At 28.0% G+C, this 20,606-nt stretch carries 19 protein-coding genes; 1 reads left to right on the plus strand and 18 read right to left on the minus strand.

The genetic code is table 11. The features are described 5' to 3' along the window. The 14 genes from ABCM86_RS01255 to ABCM86_RS01320 all read right to left on the minus strand — a co-directional run bounded on the left by ABCM86_RS01255 (window position 1) and on the right by ABCM86_RS01320 (window position 13,340). Window positions 1-1,356, minus strand: coding sequence for an ABC transporter permease (locus ABCM86_RS01255; RefSeq protein WP_343003292.1), 1,356 nt, complete (start codon window positions 1,354-1,356; stop codon window positions 1-3). A gap of 320 nt (window positions 1,357-1,676) precedes the next feature. Beyond that, window positions 1,677-1,811 (minus strand): hypothetical protein, encoded by a 135-nt coding sequence (locus ABCM86_RS01260; protein WP_343003293.1) that lies wholly within the window; start codon window positions 1,809-1,811, stop codon window positions 1,677-1,679. Window positions 1,812-1,997: 186 nt separating this feature from the next. Then, window positions 1,998-2,576 (minus strand): TetR/AcrR family transcriptional regulator, encoded by a 579-nt coding sequence (locus ABCM86_RS01265; protein ID WP_343003294.1) that lies wholly within the window; start codon window positions 2,574-2,576, stop codon window positions 1,998-2,000. Between the two features lie 199 nt (window positions 2,577-2,775). Beyond that, on the minus strand, window positions 2,776-3,087 hold the full coding sequence (locus ABCM86_RS01270) for a PTS lactose/cellobiose transporter subunit IIA (protein WP_195928724.1): 312 nt from the start codon (window positions 3,085-3,087) through the stop codon (window positions 2,776-2,778). A gap of 25 nt (window positions 3,088-3,112) precedes the next feature. Beyond that, window positions 3,113-4,465, minus strand: coding sequence for a PTS sugar transporter subunit IIC (locus ABCM86_RS01275; protein WP_343003295.1), 1,353 nt, complete (start codon window positions 4,463-4,465; stop codon window positions 3,113-3,115). 25 nt (window positions 4,466-4,490) lie between these two features. After that, window positions 4,491-4,793, minus strand: a complete 303-nt coding sequence (locus ABCM86_RS01280; RefSeq protein WP_195928720.1) for a PTS sugar transporter subunit IIB — start codon at window positions 4,791-4,793, stop codon at window positions 4,491-4,493. Between the two features lie 72 nt (window positions 4,794-4,865). After that, window positions 4,866-6,305 (minus strand): glycoside hydrolase family 1 protein, encoded by a 1,440-nt coding sequence (locus tag ABCM86_RS01285; RefSeq protein ID WP_195928718.1) that lies wholly within the window; start codon window positions 6,303-6,305, stop codon window positions 4,866-4,868. A 154-nt stretch (window positions 6,306-6,459) separates the two neighbouring features. Beyond that, window positions 6,460-7,191 (minus strand): MurR/RpiR family transcriptional regulator, encoded by a 732-nt coding sequence (locus ABCM86_RS01290; protein ID WP_195928716.1) that lies wholly within the window; start codon window positions 7,189-7,191, stop codon window positions 6,460-6,462. Between the two features lie 21 nt (window positions 7,192-7,212). Beyond that, on the minus strand, window positions 7,213-8,139 hold the full coding sequence (locus ABCM86_RS01295) for an ROK family protein (RefSeq protein ID WP_343003296.1): 927 nt from the start codon (window positions 8,137-8,139) through the stop codon (window positions 7,213-7,215). Window positions 8,140-8,181: 42 nt separating this feature from the next. Then, window positions 8,182-9,225: a LacI family DNA-binding transcriptional regulator gene (locus ABCM86_RS01300; RefSeq protein ID WP_195928712.1), complete on the minus strand. Its 1,044-nt coding sequence runs from the start codon at window positions 9,223-9,225 to the stop codon at window positions 8,182-8,184. 141 nt (window positions 9,226-9,366) lie between these two features. Next, window positions 9,367-9,567, minus strand: a complete 201-nt coding sequence (locus ABCM86_RS01305) for a hypothetical protein (RefSeq protein ID WP_195928710.1) — start codon at window positions 9,565-9,567, stop codon at window positions 9,367-9,369. Between the two features lie 186 nt (window positions 9,568-9,753). Next, complete coding sequence (locus ABCM86_RS01310; protein ID WP_343003297.1) at window positions 9,754-10,221, minus strand: globin domain-containing protein; 468 nt, start codon at window positions 10,219-10,221, stop codon at window positions 9,754-9,756. 162 nt (window positions 10,222-10,383) lie between these two features. Continuing rightward, a complete protein-coding gene (locus tag ABCM86_RS01315) occupies window positions 10,384-12,324 on the minus strand; it encodes a [FeFe] hydrogenase, group A (protein ID WP_343003298.1) in 1,941 nt (646 codons plus the stop codon). A gap of 119 nt (window positions 12,325-12,443) precedes the next feature. Beyond that, on the minus strand, window positions 12,444-13,340 hold the full coding sequence (locus ABCM86_RS01320; RefSeq protein WP_343003299.1) for a LysR family transcriptional regulator: 897 nt from the start codon (window positions 13,338-13,340) through the stop codon (window positions 12,444-12,446). A 279-nt stretch (window positions 13,341-13,619) separates the two neighbouring features. Between ABCM86_RS01320 and ABCM86_RS01325 the strand changes: the two genes are divergently transcribed. Then, window positions 13,620-14,648: a putative sulfate exporter family transporter gene (locus ABCM86_RS01325; protein ID WP_343003300.1), complete on the plus strand. Its 1,029-nt coding sequence runs from the start codon at window positions 13,620-13,622 to the stop codon at window positions 14,646-14,648. Between the two features lie 250 nt (window positions 14,649-14,898). Here ABCM86_RS01325 and ABCM86_RS01330 read toward each other — a convergent pair whose 3' ends face one another. From ABCM86_RS01330 to brxL, 4 genes are all read right to left on the minus strand, one after another. Further along, window positions 14,899-15,111, minus strand: a complete 213-nt coding sequence (locus tag ABCM86_RS01330) for a hypothetical protein (RefSeq protein ID WP_343003301.1) — start codon at window positions 15,109-15,111, stop codon at window positions 14,899-14,901. A 535-nt stretch (window positions 15,112-15,646) separates the two neighbouring features. Next, complete coding sequence (locus ABCM86_RS01335) at window positions 15,647-16,687, minus strand: hypothetical protein (RefSeq protein WP_343003302.1); 1,041 nt, start codon at window positions 16,685-16,687, stop codon at window positions 15,647-15,649. A 33-nt stretch (window positions 16,688-16,720) separates the two neighbouring features. Continuing rightward, window positions 16,721-18,460, minus strand: coding sequence for a hypothetical protein (locus ABCM86_RS01340; protein ID WP_343003303.1), 1,740 nt, complete (start codon window positions 18,458-18,460; stop codon window positions 16,721-16,723). Window positions 18,461-18,537: 77 nt separating this feature from the next. Beyond that, complete coding sequence (gene brxL, locus ABCM86_RS01345) at window positions 18,538-20,592, minus strand: protease Lon-related BREX system protein BrxL (protein WP_343003304.1); 2,055 nt, start codon at window positions 20,590-20,592, stop codon at window positions 18,538-18,540. Window positions 20,593-20,606 lie beyond the last annotated feature (14 nt).

Raw genomic sequence — 20,606 nt, forward strand, 5'->3', positions numbered from 1 at the left:
CTAGCTCATTTTCGATAGTATTTCTTTTGGTTTTAATCTTATTATTGATGATGAAGATATCATTACAGAACTTATGATAATAGTTGCCCCTATTGCATAAACATAAAGAACTTCTTTTAAACTAACATCAACATCAATCCCATCTACTGTTTGAGTTGCTAAAGAAGTGTTTGCATCATATCCTAATGACATTCCTCCAAACCCTTGTTGCACCTCCTGAACAGCTTGTTTGCTTGCCTGGCTAACCATTGCATCTCCTATATTTTGTGATATCATCTTACTTGAAAAATATGATGTTCCAAAAGCTAGCACACTTATAAGTAACAATTCAATTATATATTGTGAAATTATTTTAAACTTTCCAACTCCGATAGAAAGTAAGATACCTGTTTCATGAATTCTTCCTTGAATCCAAAATGCTAAAACTAATGAAAGCACTATTATTCCAACTATAATTGAACCGATTAAAAGCATATTTACGATTTTTTCTAAGCTATCAAATGACTTAGATAATGCTAAAAACGTATCATCACTTTTTGATATATTATAAAGACTCCAATTTTCTTGTATTTTATTGACATCTGATATTACATCATCTACATTTTTATTAGTATTAAACACAGCACTTGTATATTGGCTGTTTCCTTTTGAATAACCATATAAAGCATTTAATGTGTTCATATCTGATAATATAAGGTTTTCTGGTATTTCTAACTTACTTCCCATTCTGTCTGTATTTTGACTTTCAAAAATACCTACAATTTCAAGATCATATTCAGACGGTGCATCTTTAGATGCATTATAATCTAAGCTGTCTTTAGTTCCTATTATCCTATCTCCTACTTTTAAATTATTTTTTTCGGCTAACGCTTTGTGAACTAATACTTTATTTTTATCACCTTCTACAAGGTGTCTACCTTCAACTAATCTAAATGATTTACTCATAAATTTTGTGTCGTATTCTGTAAACTTATGAGCTTCTACAGGGAAAAGATTTTTATACTTTTTATCAGTGTATTGAACTGTGTTGTTTTTTGGCTCCACATTTTGAAGTTGCTTAAAAACTAGCCCAATGCCCTGAACTGATGCATCATAATTTTTTATGCCATTTACTTTTGATACTTTATTTACCAAACTCTCTGGCATTGTTCCTGTGAAATTTGTTGCCAAATTGTTTTGTATCTCAAATGTATTTGCTGTCTCCTTACTTGAATTTTGTCTTGCAATTGATGTAGCTTTTTTAATTGAAATTCCACTCAGTACAGCTGTAGCTATACAAAATAGAATAAAGAACATAAGAATACTTTTCTTTTTCTTTCGGGTTATATATAATACCGCTCTTTTAAAAGAACCCATTTTTTTACCTCCTTGTTTTATAATTTTTAGAAATTTTCATAATAAATATTTTAGACTTTGTGTCAGTCACTTCATTTATCTAAGATAGATTTTAAGTTTCCAATGTGAAATATTTATGAAATGAATATAAAATTTTAATATTTTTTGTATAAAAAAACTACTAAGCCCTAAAACTTAGTAGTCACTTATCTTTATCTTAAATTTTAAAAGTACTTTTAATAAAAATTATATCTCAACTTCCATCTCTGCATATTGTTCTAATCCTAATTTGTTTAATTGTTCATCTACTGCTTCACCCTTTTCTACCACTCCTTGATTTACTAAATAAAGTAATCTTGAGCCAAGAGACTTAATTTAGGCAGCTTTATCAAATTACTGTTTTCTCCTCCAAATGGTAAATCTGGTGATACACAGACTTTCCCTGTGTGTAAAACGTGAATTTTTATCTCGTCCATATTCTTATCCTACTGAAATTAGCTTCTATAAACTATTCTTTATCAAATAATTTTTTATATCCACAGTTCACTTTTATTGTTTTTTTACTTTTTTATTATTTTTACTTAATTCTGATATTATTTTATACTATATAATTTTTATTTTCTGCTACAAAAAAGAGCAAAGTGTATAAACTTTGCTCTTTTTTAAATTTCTATTAATCTTAGTGTTTGTGATACTATCTTAGCCAGACCGTTAATATTAACGTCATTAGGATTAGTTAGCCAAAAAGTATATCCAGCAATTACTTGAGATGCCACCATCTCCAAAATCAAATTACAATTATCAGCATTATACAGACGATATTCTCTCTCTAATAAATGATACTTCATTCCATCTTTCCATTTTTGAATAAATCTATTATTTATGTTGGCGATTAAAAATGCATAAAATACATCTTTATTTTTCTTTACATAATTAATTATCTCTTGATAATATGATAAATAAACGTCCGACTTTATATCCGTATTCATTAACTCCTCATTTAAATGCATCATCTGAGAAATATGATAATTTTCTATATCTTCTATAAGTTCATCTATATTTTTATAATATACATAAAACGTACTCCTAGCCACATTAGATATTTCAGTCAATTCCTTAACGCTAATTTTGTAAATAGGTTTTGTTGTCCACAACTTTATCAACCCATCAAACAATACCTTCTGTGCAGTAGTAATTTTTCCTGTTTTTAATTCATTAATTGATTTATAAGGATTTTCCATTGTAATACCTCTTTTACACATTTTTTGATATTCTATTATTTTGTGCTTACATAAAAATTTTATCAAAATTAAGAGGTATTTAAAATATTATATTTTTGTTATTATCTATAAACTTACTCATTATACCAAACGATATAATATATAATTTTCTTATAATTAAAAGAACTACTAAGAATAAACTCAGTAGTTCTTTGCTTTTTTATTTTCTAAATTCTTTATACATTTGTATCATTTCTTCGGCTAAAACTTTAATAGTTTCAGCTGACATCATCTGGTCTTCTGCATGCATTATTATCAACGAAAATTCGACTTTATCTCCAGATGCTTCTTGTTGTATTAATGATGAATGTGCATGATGTCCTTTTAGCATATATTCTGCTGATTCATTTAATTTAGCTTCGGCCTCTTCATAATTACCTTCTCTAGCAACTCTTAGTGCTTCTACTACTAATGATTTAGCCATACCTACATTACTAATTATCTCAAATGCTATTAATTCCATACCTTCCATTTACGTCACCTCTAATTATTAAATCTTATGCTAATTCTTCGTTTGAATCTTTTTCTAAACCATCATCTACTTGTGATGCTTTGCTAGCTACAATTACAAATGGAGCATATATTAATACACTCACTACTAAACATATTATACCTATAAACAGTGCTAATACATTTCCTCCCGTTCCAAGGAATGGAGCTAATGGTCCTGGTGTAGTCCATGGAACACTATATGCTACCGGTGGAATTATTTTAAATATGCAAGTTGCTGAATATCCTATTAATATGTTTGCTATTGGTGCTAAAACAAATGGAATTATATATATTGGATTTAATATTATTGGTAACCCGAATATAACCATTTCATTTATATTGAATATTCCTGGTGCTAAAGAAAGTTTTGCAATACTTTTTTGATCTTTAGCTTTACTGAATAATATTAGTGCTATTACTAACCCTAGTGTAGCCCCTGAACCACCATAAGCTCCAAATGCATCAAATAATCCATTGAAAGTTACTGGGAAAGGTGCTCCCCAAGCAGTACCATGTTGAGCTGCATATAATACATTACTATTTACAGCTTCTGCAAACATTGTGTCACGAACTGCTGCTATTGTATTAGGACCATGTATACCCATTGCCCAAAGTATTTGGCATATAAATGCTAATACTATTACAGAACCTACATTTTGTCCTAATTTTGTTAGTGGTGATTGAAGTACTGTATAAACCCATTCATGTAATCCACCTGGTGCAACTTTTTTAATTAAGAAGTTTATTATTGAGAACGATAAAGTTATTAAAATTATAGGTATTAATACCTTAAATGATCTAGCTACTGCTGGAGGTACTTGTTCTGGCATTTTTATTTCTAGCTTTTCAGATTTTGATAAAATTGCCATAAGTTCCCCAACTACTAAACCAACTATTATCGCTACGAATAGACCTTGTGAGCCTAAAAATTTAGTTGTTAAATGATTTACATTATCTACCCCTACATAATCTGGATATATTATAAAGTAAACTGAAACTGCTGTTAAACCTGTTAACAAATCATCAGCTTTGAGTGTTTTGGCGAGATTTCTAGCAACTAAAAATACTATGAATATTGCTAATATATCTGCAGACCCTCTTAAAACAGGTGAGAATATATTTTGATACTCTGCAAAATTAGGAATTATTGACTCTAATTTAAGTAATTTTGCCACAAAACCATCTGGTGATAAGAAAACAAAGTTTAATAATACCATTAATGAACCTGCCATTGTTAATGGGAATGTAAGTATAAATGAATCTCTTACTGCACATATGTGCCTTTGTGAATTTAATTTAGCGGCAATTGGAACTAAGAATCTCTCTATACCCGCTTGGAATTTTTCCATAGTAGTCATATGTATACCCCCTAGATTTTTTATATTATTTTATTTTAGCTAATGTACTTTCAAGTATTCCTTTACCATCCATAATTCCATATTGTCTCATATCGATTACTTCTACTGGTATGCTTCCATTTGTAAGTTTTTCTACTTGTGGTTTTTGAAAACGTACTTGAGGCCCTAAAAGTACTATATCTACATCATTTATTACACTTGAGCATTCTGCTATTGCTAATGCATTTATTTCTACTTCTTCCCCGCATTCTTTAGCTGCATCTCTCATTTTATTAACTAGTAAACTAGTTGACATTCCTGCTGAACAAACTAATAATATTTTTTTCATAATAACCCTCCTGATTTTTAAACCTTTTATTTTAATTTTTATTTTGTATGTTGAATATTATATTTTGTATTCTTATAAATTTTCTCCATTGCTGCTTATAACATCTTTGTACCAATAGAAACTTTTTTTCTTAATTCTTCTTAAATCTTTTTCATCATTTTCATCTCTATCTACATATACAAATCCGTAACGTTTTTGGTATCCATTTAACCAACTTAGTAAATCAGTAAATGACCATGTGCAGTAGCCTAGAAGTTCTACCCCATCTGTTATTGCTTCTTTACATGCATTAACATGGTCGCTTAAGTATTTTATTCTATAATCATCATTAACAATATCGTTTTCCTCAAGCTTATCAAATTCTCCAAGACCATTTTCTGTGATTAATATTGGTAACCCATATCTGCTTGTTAATCTTCTTAGGCCTATTCTTAATCCAGTAGGGTCTATCGCCCAGTCCCAGTTAGTAGTCTCTACATATGGATTTTTTGTATTTTTATAAACACCAGGTATACCATTTTCCTTAGTTGTACCTTTTTTACCTGTGTTATTCATTCCTTCTGATAAACCTACACCATCTAATGGGTTAGCTTTAACAGTTGCTGTTTGATAATAGTTTATACCTATAAAATCAGGTTTTCCTCTTCCTAATAGTTCAAGATCACCATCTTCTATTATTGGAGCTATTCCTAATCTTTCATAATATTTTAGTGCAAATGATGGATATGTTCCTTTACAATAAACATCTAACCACCAACTACAGTTTAACTCTTCTGCATTTTCCATTGCTAATACATCTTCTGGATTACAGCTATATGAATAATTAGGTCCAAATGCAAAGCTTGGTCCAATCATTCCGTTTGGTACATATGATCTAAAAGATTCAATAACTTTTGCATTAGCTAAGTTTGCAATGTGATTTGCTTGTAACATTCTTTTTTGATCTTTAACACCTGGTGGATGTAGGGCTGTTAAATAACCTAATGTTAAAAATACATTTTGTTCATTTAGTGAAACCCAATATTTTACCTTGTCACCAAATCTTTTGAAAAGTGTTATACAGTACTCGTTAAAATCATCTATTATTTCTCTTGATTCCCAACCGCCATATAAATCTTGAAGATGTTGTGGTAAATCCCAGTGGTATAAAGTGATTATTGGTTTTATATTATTTTTTATAAGTTCATCTATTAAGTCCTCATAGAATTTTAAACCTGCTTCATTTACTTGACCTCTACCTTTTGGATATATACGACTCCAAGCTATTGAAAATCTATAAGCTTTAAGTCCCATCTCTGCCATTAAAGCTACATCTTCTTTATATCTATTGTAATGGTCTACTGCTATATCTCCATTCGTATTTTTATAAGTTGTTCCAGGTTGTTTAGTATATATATCCCATATACTTTTTCCCTTTCCATCTTGGTCCCAAGCTCCCTCTACTTGGTAAGCTGCAGATGCCGAACCCCATAAGAAATCATCTTTAAATTTGTCTAATTCTTTATATATCATCTAATGTCCCCCTTTGTATCTTATAGTCTAAGTATAACTTATAATTTGTTGTAAGTAATAGTTTTTACTTCTAAAAAAACATGTCACAACTTTAATAATTTAATCCAAAAATAAAACAACTTGTTTTTTATTTAAATAGAATAATCTTATGTAGTTATTCGACTATATATTGGTTGTATAGCTTCTTACCTATTCTCTCAATCATATATAAAACTGGTAATTGAGTAGTTATATCACTATAATTAACCTTTACCTGCTGAACATAATAAGGTATATTTAAATTTGACATTTTAGCAATTGTGCAATTTTCACTATTTGTTATGCTAGCGACAGAACAGCCTTCTTGTTTAAATCTATCTATATTTTCTATTGTAGATTCTGTTTCTCCAGATACTGACAAAGCTATTACCAAGCATGGCCCATGACATCTAAAGTTCTTTGGGAAAAACGGATCATCTATGTGAAATGTGAACTTTCCAATTGCAGAAAAATATCTAGCCGCATATTTGCATAATATTCCCGATGAACCTATTCCTAAAAATATAATTGTATTCGCCATTTTTACCATGTCGCATAAATTATCCAGACGTTTATCCAAATCACTTTTTTCTATATTTTTTAAAAAATTTATTATTTCAGAAGTATCATCACTGACCTTCTTCATATTATTTTCTTCTATATACATTTTGAATTTAACTTTAAATTCAGAAAACCCCTCACAATTTAACTTCTTGCAAAATCTCAATATAGTTGTTGTCGATACATGAGCTTCATCAGCTAATTCCCTTATCCTCATATATATGACCTTTTTTTTATTTTTCATTATATACTCGTATAAAGATAGTTCTAAATTGTTTAAACTTTGTATAACCTCATAACTAAACATATTTTACCCTCTCCATTATAACTAACTATTGCTAACTACACATTTTTTCGATTGTTTTATCTTAGCGTTTATTATAGCTCCTAAGATATTTGCATCATTGTTGTATTTGCATCTGTGAATTTCAGTCGTTATAAAATCTGCTTCTAAATATTCTATACAAACTTCTTTATAATGTGTTTTTAGTTTATCAATAAACCAATCTTCTTCAGATATTCCGCCGCCAATACATATAATTTCAGGATTATATGAAACTGTTATGGCTATTAATTCAATTACAATATTGTTTATCCATTCATCTATTACTTCTTTAGCTAATTCATCACCAGCTAAAAACTTATTACAAACTTCATGACCATATTCAACCTTTTCTTCTTCATCAACTTTACTGTTATATATCTCTATTAAACCAGTCATTGATGCGTAGTCACCCATTTTGTCTATTTTTTTAGTTTGGAAATTCATAAAAGGAATGTTGTGAAACTCTGCTGCAAATGAGTCTTTTCCATATATAACTCCATTTTCATCACATAAACATCCACCAGTACCTGTTCCCAAAATTAAAAATGCTGAAGATTTGCTTCCTTTTGCATTTCCTATTTCAAACTCACATAATCCTGCTGACTTCGCATCATTTATAGATGCCACTTCTTTATTTACTCTTTTTTCTATTTCAGAATTTATATTTGTTCCATACATATTTGCTACATTTGGAGCTGCATATGATTTAACATTAGACTCTTCATCAATAAGCCCTGGTGCACTTATCCCAATAACATCAATCTCTTCGTTATATTTCATATTTGAACAAATATAATCATATAACTCATCTTTCGTATCGAATTTAGTTGTTTTTACTTTCCATCTTTCTTTTATATTATAATCTTCATCTACCAAAGCATATTTAATAAACGTACCACCTATATCTATTCCCAAACTATATTTTGACATAATACATCCCCCTTTAATTTCTATACTAATATTTTTTAGGTTTTACTTTAACTTCATACAACTTTTTCTTTTTATAAGCTCAACATCTACTGTGTATTCATTGAATTTGTTTTCCCCTTTTTCAATAAAATAAATTATTGAATCAGTAGTTATATCTGCCATCTTTACTAAGTCCATCTTTATCGTCGTAAGTTGTGGATTTATATATTTACATTCCTCTATATCATCAAAACCTATTATGCTGATATCTTGCGGAACTTTTAAGTTCATTTCTTTCATAGCCCTCATTACCCCTATGGCTATCTTATCATTAGATGCAAATATCGCTGTCGGTTTATCACTTTGTGATAACAATTTTTTCGCAGACTCATATCCACTTTCTTCACGAAATTTCGATTCAATAATAAAATCATTATTTATTGAAATATTTGAATCCTGTAATGCCTTTTTATATCCTTTAATTCTATCTATTGATGACAACTTTCCAATATCTCCTGTAATATGAGCAATCTTTCTGTGATTATTATCAATCAAATACTTAGTAGCATCATACGCACCCTTAAAGTTGTCCGAATTAACTACTATGCATTTACTATATGCATTATTTTTTGTTATCTCTTGATCTATTAAAGCAACCTTATATCCATCATTTATTATTTTTTTAATTGTTTCATCGTTGTTGTTTTCTCCTATGAATATACCACCTGAAATCATCTTATTATAAAAACATTCTTTGATTTGTGTGTACCCCTCAATATTATGTATTATCTGCACCAATACCTTATATCCATTTTCACTTGCACGCTCGATTACCGAACTTGTAAACTCTAAAAAATAAGGACTCCTTGTAATTCTATTTTTCATACCATCTTGTCTTTCATTAATATCAATTATAAAAAGACCTATTACCTTGTTTTTTGCCCCTGCTAACATTCTTGCAGACGCATGTGGTACATAATCATATTCTTCAATTACTTTTAATACCTTTTGCCTAGTCTCCTCAGGTACATTCGGGTAATTATTGATTACTCTAGATACAGTACTCCTAGATACACCAGCAATTTTTGCAATATCATTACTCTTCATAAAACCTCCAATCAACTTTGTGAACGCGCGTTTATTTTCATAATCATATAGTAGTTGATATGTTTATAACTTTCAATAGTTTTTTTACATTTTTTTACAATAAAAAAACTACTAAGCCATAAACTTAGTAGTTTTTTAAATTTATTGTTCTAAATATTTATCAAATATTATAGTTGCTAGTTCTTCCTTTGTTAAAGTTTCAATACTAGGTATATCACATAAGTCCATTTCTAATAAAAATTCTCCTAATTTTACTTCAAGATATGAGCCATTATCATCTGATTTAATTTCCCATCCTTCTAAGTCAGCTACTATATTTGCAATTCTTTGTTCTTTAGTCATTTTTACACCTCTTTTTTATTTTTATGTAATTATACTTTAGTTTAACTTTTATTTTGAATTTTATCAATCTAGTTATTAAATATAATATATACTTGTATTTTATTTATAGGTTAAAATACAAAAATCAATAAAGGCCCCTTTTAGCAATGATAAAATTATCAAAGTCTTAAGGGGCCCTTTTATAAACTATAATGTTTGATGTATTTGATTATCTCTACAAATTTGATCTATATAAATATCTTTTTCTACATCTATAAATACTTTAGCTATAACTTCATAAGCTTCTGCCCATGCATTTAATACTTCTTCTGTTGCCGCATCACCTAAAACTTTTTTTATCGCTAATAATAAATTTTCACCTACTATTGGATAATGTGCTGCTTTTACACTTGAATTAACATGAGCCATTCCTATTTTCTTTACCGCTGGTAATAATGCATCTAAATTATCTATATTTTGAGCTGCTGCTAATATTGTCATTGCTAGTGCTTCTGGTTGTTCTCCAGACTCTTGTCTAGCCATATTAAACATAGCTTTTACTTCTGGTTTATTTTCAAACATTGTATTGTAGAAAGTTTTTGTTATTTCTACTCCATGTTCTTTTAATACTGGTACTGTACTTTTTATTATATCTATTGTTTTTTGACTTAACATAATTGCTATCTCCTTAATGTGTATTTTGTGTACACTTTGTTTATATTAGAAATATACCCCAGTATTTTTTGTGTAAACATTTTTTGAGAAATATATTTATATTTTACTTTTCCCACCTAAAAAAAGCTCATAGAAATCTACAAGCTTTTTATCAGTAATCCCCTATTTTTTTCTCTTTACAAAATATCTAGTATGAAGCAATTCATGTGCCTTATGACTTAGCGGATGGTCCAAATATTTATCATAAATCGCCTGAACCTCTGGATTTTCTTTTGAAACTCTCATATTTTTCTCTCTATCTATATTATTTAAACCTTCTCCACGTTTTTGTAAAATTGCGTCCTTATTTTTTCTAACTTTAGGTTGGCCGCCACCGCCAACACATCCACCAGGGCAAGCCATAATTTCTATGGCATGGAAAAATTCTTCTCCATCTCTTATTTTGTCAAGCATCTTGCCGGCTTCTTCTAGACCATGAGCCACACCTATTCTAAGTTTTATATCTCCAACTTCCACATCACAAGCTCTAAATCCATCAAAACTTCTAAGGCTCTCAAATTCCACATTTTCAATTTTTTCGCCTGTCATATTTTCTAGAGCAGTTCTAAGTGCGGCTTCTATAACTCCACCAGTTCTACCAAATATAATTCCTCCACCTGTATATTCTCCCATGACTTGGTCTATTTCTTCCCCTTCTATTGTTTTTAAATCAATGCCTGAGTCTTGGAATATTTTAATTAATTCTCTAGTTGTTATAACATAATCAACATCATAATTAAGACCACGAGAAAATTCCGGTCTAGATGCTTCGTATTTCTTGGCAATACAAGGCATTATGGCAACCGAAGTCACTTCATCTCTTTTTAGTCCTTTTTCCTTCGCCCAAATATCTTTAGCTACAGTCGCAAACATCTGCATAGGTGATTTCGCACTAGATGGCACATCTAACATATCACCATAATTTTGTTCTATAAATTTAACCCATGATGGACAACATGATGTCAGCATTGGAAGTTTTACACTTTTATCTCCTGAAAAATATCGTTCCAGTCTATTTTGCAATTCCGCAGCTTCCTCCATTATAGTTAAATCTGCTGCCCAAGATGTATCAAACACATAATCCACGCCCAGTTTTCTAAGTCCTGCTGCCAATTTATGCTCCACATTATCCCCAGCTTCAAAACCAAAAGCCTCCCCTATAGCAACTCTAACTGCCGGTGCCATTTGAGTGATGACTAATTTGTTAGGAGTTGATAAATCTCTGATAAATTTCAAAGTATTGTCTCCTGCTGTTATTGCATCAACCGGACAAGCAGATAAACATCTACCACAGTGAGTACATCTGTTGTAATCTATGCGTCGTTGTTCCTTTTTCTCTCCTGCTATACAATCAACAGGGCAAACCCTTTGGCAAATTCCACATCCTATACATTTTTCTGTTATAGTAAGTTTAATTAGATTGTTACATTGCATAGTGTAGCATCTGTCATCTTCAATATGTTCTTTGATTTCGTCATAATAATTTTCAATGATTTCTTCCATTATATTATGCTTTTGATTTAATTCTTCTTTCACTTCTTCTGCTAAAGATCTAAGTATATAAAGGTCCCTCATATTTGATCTGCCTTTACTTATTCTATCAAGTATTTGCCAAACTTTTTCTAAAGGCTCTTGTACTTTAGCATAATCTTTCAAACTTCCTTCATTTTGCATCAAACCAATTACCGAATCTGTATAAAACTTGGCATACTGAACTATACAATCCTCTTCTGATAATACATTAATTGCCCTAATATAATTATCAAACAAATCAAAATCTAGCTCTTTGTCCAAATCTTCTTTAGATAAAAATCTACCATATGGCGGAACTCCCACATGTGCTCCTTTAAATTCTCTTTTGTCTAAAATTCCTCCTGCCAATTCTATAATTTCCGCAAGAGTAGCACCCTCTGGCACCTCAACTATTCCACTATTATTTATCCTTCCACATATAGCAACTTTTCTTTTAGAATTATTAGTCATATTTTTTAGCTCTTCTTCACTGAAAACAGAAAAAACAGAGCCTCTATCACTATGTATCATAGTCGGCTTCATATTTGTCATATTTTTCACTCCTTTATGTACGCCTTGTATAACTTTTTATTCTGTTTATTTTTTGCTTAATTGTGGTTTTTTATTATTGATTTATAAAAAAATCTTATACAATATATTTTTATATTCAATTATATATTATTGCTTAAAATAGTTATTTCTTCACAAAATTCCATAAAACATTTTATAGGTTTAGAAATATACTTATCTTTGTGTATAGCACTATATAAAGGTCTATTAATATTATGATCTTTTATCCTATATACATTTAGTGATTTTAAACTTTCTTCAGATAAAACAGATATATAAGGTACACAACTTACTCCCATATTTAATTTAACATAATTTAAAATAGCCTCTAAATTGCTTAATTCTATATATGAATCAAATTCAATATCTTTATCTTTTAAAAAATCTTCAAATCGTTCTCTTGTTCCACTTCCATCTTCCCTTATAATAAATTTATTATTTTTTAAATCCTCTAAATCTAAGTATTCTTTTCCATTCCATTCATGATTTATTGAGCTTATAAATACAAGTTCATCTGTCCATATATTTTTTAATATTATCTCTTTTGAACTTACTGTACCTTCTATAAATGCAATATCCACTTTATTATTCAATATAAGTTCTTCTATATTCTGCTTATTATCTATAATCATAGATATTTCAATATCTTTTTCTTTTTTATTAAATCTATTTATTATAGGAGGCATTATATATGTACCTATAGTTGTACTTGCACCAATAACTAAATTTCCTTTATTAGATTTAGATGAACGTAATACATTTATGCCTTCTTCATAAATATTTAATATTCTCCTTGTATATTCATAAAAAATTTTACCTTCATATGTTAAGTACAGTTTTTTACCTATTCTATCAAATAATTTCGTATCAATTTCTGACTCAATTTCAGATATACATTGACTTATTGCTGGTTGGCTAATATACATATCCTTTGCTACTTGGCTCATATTTAAACACTTAGCTGTTTGATAAAAAATCTCTAATTTTCTAATATTCATAAGTATATCCTCCTCATACCTATATTGTTATATTCAACAAAAAGAGGTGAAAATAAATTCTCACCCCTCTCTTAATATTACTATTTTTTATATATTATATTACCTTCTTCTTTTGTAAAGAATGCACTTCCATTAAAATTTTTACTTAATTTTGTTAAATATGTAAATTATATATCACATATAATCAAATACTTATATTTATTATAAAAAAAACATATTTAACAAATTGTAAATATGAATTTAAAATTAAATTTATGTCATAATGAAAGGAGCATTATAATGAAAAAATATAATAATAATTTTATAAAAAATATAAAAGGTATATTACCTGGATTTCTAGTTTCTACATTAGTAGCATGTTTAAGTATGCTTATTGCAAAATTTATTCCAAAGTTTGGAGCAGCATCTATTGCTATATTCTTAGGTATGTTTGTGGGTAATGTATTTTTAAATCAGAATATATTTCAAAAAGGATATAAGTTTTCAGAAACTAATTTATTATCATACTCAATAGTATTATTAGGTGCAACATTAAATATATCTACTATAGCTCAAATCGGATTTTCTGGAGTATTATTTATAGTATTACAAATGACAATTACAATAATAGGAGCTTTATATATAGGGAAAAAATTAGGTTTTTCCGAAAACTTCAGATATATGATGGCAAGTGGTAATGCAGTGTGTGGATCTTCTGCAATAGCTGCAACAGCACCTGTAATTGGAGCTGATGATAATGAAAAAGGAATATCAATAACTATTGTTAACGTAACTGGTATATTTCTTATGTTCTTACTACCAGCAATAGCTAAATTCTTATATAATAGTGGAATTACTCAAACATCTGCAATGATTGGTGGTATATTACAATCTGTAGGACAAGTTGTTGCCAGTGGAGCAATGGTAAATGAACATGTAAAAGATTTATCTACAATATTTAAAATTGTACGTATAATATTCTTAGTTGTTGTTGTTTTCGTATTAGGTCATTTAAAACATAAATCAAATAAAGAAATTATAGAAGAAGAAGTACAAGATATAGAAAAAGGAAAAATAAAAATACCATGGTATGTAATAGGATTCTTTATAACTTGTGCATTATTCTCTTTAAATATGATAAACACTGATGTTTCAGTTCTTTGCAAAGAAATAAGTAATAAATTTGAAATAATTGCTTTAGCTGCTATTGGATTAAGAGTTAATGTAAAAGATTTAATTAAACAAGGAAAATCAGTATCTCTGTATGGATTATTTATAGCGTTATTACAAATTGTCTCTACAATAACTTTAATTGGAATATTATTATAAGTAAAGAGAGAGTTCGAAATTTTTTCTGTAAATAACTTTCTATGATAATTTTTATATAGGCATAGGCTTGCTAAATTAGCCTATGCCTTATTTTCAATATAATATTTATTTAATTGCATGTTAAATCATTGCATGTTAATAAAAGCACTCCGTTACCGAAGTGCGCTAATATAAATTATATTCTAAATATATTTTCTAATTCTATAAATCAGTTGAGTATTCTACTCTGTCTTCATATATAATTCCTGATCTATGTAGTAGTATTTTTACTGCTATCAAAACGTTTTATATTGTTCCAAATAGACATTAAGACATCATCTACACATTCATCTTCATAATTTATAAGCACACCTAAATGCTTTCTTACTATAGCTGTTATAATCCCTCTATAATTATCAATTAAAAGTTCCATCCCTTTTTCTTTTTTCTTCTTTATGTACTTAATCATTATTTCATCCTGCAATTTGATTTCCTCCTTCTGTAAAAGCTTTTACACTATATTAATACGATAATTTATATAAACTTGTATCAAAATATTGTAATATTTTTATTTATTAACGTTAAAATATAATATTCAGTCTATATATCTTATTGAATATATTATATTTTAACAATTTAATAAAAATAGCTATATCATATTGACTATGATATAGCTACATTTAATTTACTATATTTTTAACTCTTCTATAAAACCTAGATTCCTTACTCGTGATATTTTTCATCTACATTTATGATGTTACGTTAATATTCTAGATGCTTTATGTAATAATAATTACATATAAAAAACTACTAAGTCAAAACTTGGTAGTTACTTATCCTCTTTTTGTAGAGTTTGAATTGTGGACATGATGGGAGTCTAAAAATTGATTTTTTTGATTTTTTCAATACGCATCAAATCCAGCAAATAAACCATTTTTAGCATTTAGCTTTATTGTCTTCAACTGTTTTTACCCATTTATTTTTTAGTTATTGGGGTACAACTAAAATTTTTATTTTGTTTAAAGATATTTAACTATATGACTATACTTATCCCCTTTATTTTTTAACAATCCAAGTACATATATTCTTAATTGCTTAGCTCTCTGAACTGCTAATCTTGCCTCTTCTAAAGATGGTGTATATCCACCATGAGAAACTTTGTTTCTAAGTTCATATGTATCTCTATACCAATTTCCAACATCTCCATAAGCATTTATATTCCAATTTCCACCTAATCTAGAATGCATTTCTTTTTTTACAATACTTATAAATGGTGTATTATCTATTTTATCTTCTATTTCTCTTTCATTGTTTTCTTCTATTATTAAAAACTCTTTATATAAAGTTCTTAAAAAACTCTCTACACTAGATTGGGCTAACATAATAGACTCTTTACTAAAACCTAACTTCCTTTGCCTAGTTGCACCTAACATAAGTTCTTCCGATGTAACAAATGGATTTTCACCAGTAAAAACTGCATTATGATAAAATTGTAATATCTCTTTAGTCTTTTCTAGAGATATAATCTCATCATAAACTTCAATATTATGATTTAGCATAAATATTCCTAAATCAATTTCTTTTTTATTTATTAAATCTATATATCTATAAAGTGTACAAATTTCGAGCATTTCAATATTTATTCTATATATATATTCATATTTCATTTTTATAGAAATAGATAATATTATTTCATTTAATTTATTAATTAATTTATCAAAAATAATATTTAATTCTTTTTCATCTGAACTTAACTCTTTTTCTGATATATATGCCATTTCAACTATTGTATATTTTTTATCATAATAAATAGTATCTTCTTCTGAACGGCTTGTAAAAATTGGTTGATTTATCTTTATAGAATTAAATAAAAAAATGTCTATAGCTTTATTTTCTTCGTGTACACTTATACTATTACCATCTTGTATTGGAATATAATATGGTAATCTTATTAAAAATTGCAATAATTTTTTTTCATTTATTTTATACTTATCTTCTATATCAAAATAATTTTTATAGTTTTCATAATTTATATTAAAATGTTTATTTGATTTTCTCATATAAAACCCTCTTTATATAATTCAACTAAAAATTTACTTTTCTAGCTCGTCATAATAATATCTTGCTTTTTCTATTCTATCATTAAAATACTTTTCTACTTCAATTTCAAGTTCTTTAAAATCTATATATAATTCATCTTTAATTGTAGGCATATAACACCCTTGATCAAAATTCATTTCATAGTCACCATAAGTTATTTCAATTTTTCCAAAAGCTAAATCTTCACTATTCAAACTTAATTTAATCTCTATATCATCACTTGTTCCATGTTCTGGACATACATCTCCCCCTATAGATGTTATCTCTATATAATCATCAGTTAAATCTTTAAATTTAAATAATACACTTTTATAAGCATATAAATCCTGATTTATTGAACAATTTATATTTTTATATTTATCATAACTAATTTTAAATAATTTTATTAAATCTTCCAATAAATCATCCCATATTATTTTATTTAAATTACTACTATTTATTAAATTCTGTATTATATCAAAACGTAATTTTCCTATATCTATTCCGTTAAATTCTAAGATTTCATAAATCAACTTTATCTTTACAATAATCTGATCAATAGAATATTCTTGAAATCCATTTTCTTTTAATTCGTCTATACAACTATTCAAGCTTTCAAATAGTTCTTGCATTATTACTTTATAATCATCTACATACTCTTCTAATTGTTCCCAAAATGAAGTCCAATCATTAGATTCATAAATTTCATAAAGTACATCTTTTTCGTCTTTAAGCGGAGATATTCCTGCCTCTTCACATTCAAGCTCATAATACATCTGTCTTTCCATTTCTTGTATATTTGTTTTTTCAATAGATTTTAATTCTTTATTAATTTTATTTTCAAAATCATCCATAATTTTATTCAATTCATCTACTTTTAAACAAATATCCTTTTCTAAATCTTTGCATATAAGTTTATTATGTGCAACCATATTTCTCATTTTAGAAAATTTATGCCATATATTTACAAAATCATCTGGTAAATATAAACTAATATCTTCTTCCCAAATAGATTTTAAATTTATATATTCTTCTTTTATAACTATATCTGCTTTATCACCCAACTGATTTTTTAATTTACTTATAGCTTCTATATTTGATTTATCCAATGTATTTATATAACTATTTTGTAACATTTCTATTAAGTCATCAGTTTGTAAATTGAATAACTCATTTTTTATATCTCTAAATGTAATATAATTTTTATTATACCATTCAGAATACTCAACTACTTTGTTTTGGTATTTTTTTATTATATTATTCTTAAACCATCCAATACCATATTTTCGTAACATATAATTATTAATTAAGCTTCTAAATAAATTTTCTATTTTATGAATTTTATAATATAAAGATGTACACAATAATTCGTTTTCATCATCTTTTATTATATAAATTTCTTTAAAATACTTTTTCAAAACATTTTTCATATATATTTTTAATTCATATAACTTAGTATTACTTTTGCATGATTTTATAGTAACTTCTAAAGTATATATTTCTTCATTTTTTATTTTAAAAGTTTGTTTATATATATTAATATTAAATTTTTCTTCTTCAAATATAACTTCTAAATCTAATTTTATTAAATCTTCTATTGGATCTATATATATATCATTATTCTCTTCCTGGTTATCTATATTTATTATAGATTCCAAATCATTTAATATCATTTGAATTATATCTTCTTCATCATTAAATTTTTTCGTCTTATCTAATCTTATATTATCACATAAAAATTTTACTATATTCACTAATATTCCCCCACATTAATTTTTAATAATTATCTTCTATATTTATTTTTAAATTAAACAAACATACTTATTTTATATTATTCAACCCCTAATGCCTTAAAAACAGCATCCTCCGCACTATTATAAAAAATCAAATTAAAACATCCTATCAACTCCGCTGGTACACTTCCCAAATCTCCAGCTGATGTAATTGGCAACAGTACTCTCTTTGCTCCACTGTCTAAACAAACTTGTAAAGAATCCGCCAATTCATCCACTTTTATCATAGTCCCTGCTATACTTATTTCACCAAGCACAGCTAAATTACTAATAGTTGGCTTTTCTAAAGCTATAGAACTTAAAGCTATTAGTGTAGGAAGTGCTAACTTACTTGTCATGCCTAACCCTTGTAAGTCCTGATAATTTACGATATAATCTTTCGTAGTTGTACTTATGGAACCACTAATTCTGCTCCCATTAGCCTTTAAATAATTAAATGCTGTATTGGATGATTCTTTTGAATTTCTATCATTACCAAGTCCAGTACGTTCAAACTTGCCATTTCCAGGTAACATTTGAGATTCCAAACGAAATACACCAATCATTCCTGATTTTCCTTGTGATATTGTATAAACTTGACCAGGCTTACAAATACCATCTGGTATTAGTTTTCCGCCGCCTTGTTCTGGTACTGAAACATAGTGTTCTTCAAAGGTTTCATTATCAATGTATGAGAAATTTACGTCATAAAATTCCATACCTCCTAGTTTTTTAAGTTGTTCTTTTACTCTACGACGCATTTCTAATGATAATTGTAAAATCTCTTCTAGCTCTTCTTTAGTAAATTCTCCATCTGGATATAGTAATTTTAAAAATCCATCAACCATCTTACGTACTGCTATTGTATCACGTTGATTTAAATTTTTACCTAGTCTAAAATATTTATCTAAGGCATCACCATATTGCTCTTTACGAAGTTCTCTAATAAACTCAGCCAAATAATCTGTAATAAAGCCATAATCATCTGTAAAATGCTCTGGTCTAAATTTAGGGATTTCCCATCCTGGTATATAACAATGTATACGATCAAGAAAAGCTGTATCTGTTCCCATTTCAGGAGGGAATGGATCAAATAAACTAGAAGTTTTAAGCATAACATCTACACTTTGATTTATATTTCCTACAAATACCATAGAAGCTGATGCTGCTTTTTCTTCTTTTCCACGTGCAAATGAACCAGATGCCATATAATCCTTCATTATTTGAATCCCATCTTTATCTTTAAAATTTATGCCAGCAACTTCATCAAAAGCTACACAATCCCAAAGTCCTACTAATCCAATAGTTTTTCTTCCCATATTATAAAATAAATTGGCTACAGTAGTTTGTCCTCCAGATACAAGGATACTATTTGGAGAAATTTCTTTATATAAATGAGATTTTCCTGTACTTCTTGGTCCGAGCTCACATAAATTAAAATTATTTTCTACTAATGGAATCATACGTGTAAGCAATAACCACTTTTCTCGAATAGATAGTTCATCTGGCTCCATACCAATAGAACGTAACATTACATTCATCCATTCTTCTTTGGTGAAATTTTTTCTTGCTTTTTTTAATTCTTCAATATCTACATGTGGCATTTGAATAGGTGTTAATTTACATACTTGAATAGGGGTTCCATTTTTCTTATCTTCTTCAATATATTCATAATTTAATTGCACAATACACCAAATTCCACCACAAAGTAATCTATCATATTTAGTTGGATATTCTTCTCCTACAGGTATCGCTTTTAAACCTAAATTTGAAAATTCAGCTTCATAACTATCCTTTTTCATATTTAATCTAACAGTGACTTTATCTATAACAGTATAGCTACCACGTTGACGCAATACAGATAAAATTTTTTGTGCTTCATCTGGTCTTACAAAATTGTCTGCTAATATATGTTTTACTCTTTTTATACCTTCCTCTACAACTTCATCATCATCTGAGCTACAATACTGACCCAGAAGAAACTCAAGTACATATACTGGAACATTCGCTCCTTCTTTAATTTTTTTAGTAAGATCTTTTCTAACTATTTTTCCATCAAAATTTTGACGAAGCTTATTTTTTATAATTTCACGACTGCTATCTATTTCGCCCATTTTTATTTCCTCCC

It is taken from the genome of Clostridium sp. 2218st1_F5_2218SCRN_220325 (genome assembly GCF_039062665.1).
GTDB lineage: Bacteria > Bacillota > Clostridia > Peptostreptococcales > Peptostreptococcaceae > Intestinibacter.

Bases quoted from the DNA above. Each gene is read 5' to 3' on its own strand.
- ABCM86_RS01255 (WP_343003292.1), bottom strand. From the start codon at position 1,356: ATGGGTTCTTTTAAAAGAGCGGTATTATATATAACCCGAAAGAAAAAG.
- ABCM86_RS01260 (WP_343003293.1), bottom strand. From the start codon at position 1,811: ATGGACGAGATAAAAATTCACGTTTTACACACAGGGAAAGTCTGTGTA.
- ABCM86_RS01265 (WP_343003294.1), bottom strand. From the start codon at position 2,576: ATGGAAAATCCTTATAAATCAATTAATGAATTAAAAACAGGAAAAATT.
- ABCM86_RS01270 (WP_195928724.1), bottom strand. From the start codon at position 3,087: ATGGAAGGTATGGAATTAATAGCATTTGAGATAATTAGTAATGTAGGT.
- ABCM86_RS01275 (WP_343003295.1), bottom strand. From the start codon at position 4,465: ATGACTACTATGGAAAAATTCCAAGCGGGTATAGAGAGATTCTTAGTT.
- ABCM86_RS01280 (WP_195928720.1), bottom strand. From the start codon at position 4,793: ATGAAAAAAATATTATTAGTTTGTTCAGCAGGAATGTCAACTAGTTTA.
- ABCM86_RS01285 (WP_195928718.1), bottom strand. From the start codon at position 6,305: ATGATATATAAAGAATTAGACAAATTTAAAGATGATTTCTTATGGGGT.
- ABCM86_RS01290 (WP_195928716.1), bottom strand. From the start codon at position 7,191: ATGTTTAGTTATGAGGTTATACAAAGTTTAAACAATTTAGAACTATCT.
- ABCM86_RS01295 (WP_343003296.1), bottom strand. From the start codon at position 8,139: ATGTCAAAATATAGTTTGGGAATAGATATAGGTGGTACGTTTATTAAA.
- ABCM86_RS01300 (WP_195928712.1), bottom strand. From the start codon at position 9,225: ATGAAGAGTAATGATATTGCAAAAATTGCTGGTGTATCTAGGAGTACT.
- ABCM86_RS01305 (WP_195928710.1), bottom strand. From the start codon at position 9,567: ATGACTAAAGAACAAAGAATTGCAAATATAGTAGCTGACTTAGAAGGA.
- ABCM86_RS01310 (WP_343003297.1), bottom strand. From the start codon at position 10,221: ATGTTAAGTCAAAAAACAATAGATATAATAAAAAGTACAGTACCAGTA.
- ABCM86_RS01315 (WP_343003298.1), bottom strand. From the start codon at position 12,324: ATGACAAATATGAAGCCGACTATGATACATAGTGATAGAGGCTCTGTT.
- ABCM86_RS01320 (WP_343003299.1), bottom strand. From the start codon at position 13,340: ATGAATATTAGAAAATTAGAGATTTTTTATCAAACAGCTAAGTGTTTA.
- ABCM86_RS01325 (WP_343003300.1), top strand. From the start codon at position 13,620: ATGAAAAAATATAATAATAATTTTATAAAAAATATAAAAGGTATATTA.
- ABCM86_RS01335 (WP_343003302.1), bottom strand. From the start codon at position 16,687: ATGAGAAAATCAAATAAACATTTTAATATAAATTATGAAAACTATAAA.
- brxL (WP_343003304.1), bottom strand. From the start codon at position 20,592: ATGGGCGAAATAGATAGCAGTCGTGAAATTATAAAAAATAAGCTTCGT.